This is a genomic window from Steroidobacter sp., from assembly GCF_016790065.1.
Classification (GTDB): Bacteria; Pseudomonadota; Gammaproteobacteria; order Steroidobacterales; family Steroidobacteraceae; genus Steroidobacter.
The window spans coordinates 1-1574 of the sequence record NZ_JAEUPY010000474.1 but is presented as its reverse complement, the minus strand read 5'-3'; the positions used below and the strand labels follow the sequence as shown (position 1 = coordinate 1574).

Annotated in this window: 2 protein-coding genes; both read right to left on the bottom strand. The window is 60.6% G+C overall.

The features are described from left to right. Positions 1-996: TonB-dependent receptor (locus tag JNL55_RS19595; protein WP_293857545.1), on the bottom strand; the 996-nt coding region annotated here is incomplete at its 3' end. 125 nt (positions 997-1121) lie between these two features. Then, positions 1122-1574, bottom strand: a 453-nt coding sequence (locus tag JNL55_RS19590; protein ID WP_293857542.1) for a phosphotransferase, incomplete at its 5' end; no start/stop codon positions are given.

The window sequence follows — 1574 nt, the reverse complement described above, 5'->3', positions numbered from 1 at the left end:
ATCGGAGTCGTAACGGAACCGCACTCGATTACGGTGCACGGCTGTCAGGATCGAGAAAGTGATGTCGTTGTCGAAGTCGTGCTCATAGCGTAGATAGCTGCCCCAGGTCTCGGCCTCGGGCACGCTGGGATTGACGCCGCTGCGACCAACATCGTATGGCGAACCTACGGCGGTCAAACCGCCGCTGAGATACGCTCCCGGCAACAAGTTGCGGCTCACGCCGAGGTCAGTCTTGTTGCTCGCCCACTCGGCGCTGAAGGTCAGACGATCGTTGGCAGTAGGCGTCCACACCACTTTGCTGCGTACAGCCTTCTCGTCGCGCAGATTCACATCCTGGCCAGTGAGCAAATTACGACCGTAGCCTTTGTCCTGCCGAACCGCGTAGACCGCGACATCCGCCGCCAACGTGTCGCTGCCGCCGGTGGCGTACAACGACGTTTCCATCGTCGAGTAGTTGCCATAGCCGACGCTGCCTTCGACCAGCGGTTCGGCTTGCGGATCGCGCGTGATGACGTTGATCAAGCCACCCGTGGCGTTACGACCGAACAGCGTACCCTGCGGGCCCTTCAGCACTTCGATGCTCTTGACGTTGTTGAACGGGAACATGATGCCGGTCACGTCCATGTAATAGACGCCATCGACATACGTGGCCACGGCAGTCTCGTTACCAGCGCTCGTGTCCTGCGAGCCGACGCCGCGAATGAACGGCGCACCGCCTTTCACCGCGCGGCTCATGGTCAAGCCGGGAACGACATTCAACAGCTCGCTGGTGGATGTGATGCCGGATTTCTCCAGCGACTCGGCAGTCACCGCAGTCACTGAGATCGGCACCTCCTGCAGATTCTCGGTACGGCGTTGCGCCGTGACCACGATATTCTCCAGCCCGGCGGCGGCTTGCTCGGTCGTCGTTGTTTGCGCCGTGCTCGTGCCGGTGAGTAGTAGATGAGCGGTGCCGATCGCGCAGATCTGAACCGTGCGCCTCTGAAAAAGTGACATTGCATTCCCCCAAACGGATAGCGTGTCTACAGTTGTTTTAGTAGCGCGCGTCACGACGCGAGCGAAGCAAAGGCTAGAGACCGGACCGGGTGCGATCAATGCCAGCCCACGCATGAGAAGTTACGTTAGTTGCATGGGTCCAAGGCGGCGAGCAGCTCAGCGACCTGTCGCAAGAAACGCGGATACTGAAAGACACCCGCCGTGCCGAGCACGAAGTCACGATGCCGGCCTCGCAAGTACGTATCCTTCACCTCGGCAGAGCCTGTGAGTCGCGCCATGGCCGCCCACAATTGAAAGTACTCGATGGCCTCGGTCGCCACTTCAGGGCCACCAGCTCGACGATAGCGCTGCAGGAACTCATCCCGGGACATCACTCGCATCACGTCCTGCATGCAGTAAGCCAAATCCTCAGCTGGATGACCCACGTGCGATCGTTCCCAGTCGAGCACGGCGGTTATGCCGCTCTCGCCGATCAGCACATTGCGCAGGTCGTAATCCCCGTGCACCAGCACCCGCGTCTGGTCGATGCGACCGACGTTGGCTCGCAACCAAGCAAAGGTGCGTTCCAGGGTCGGCGA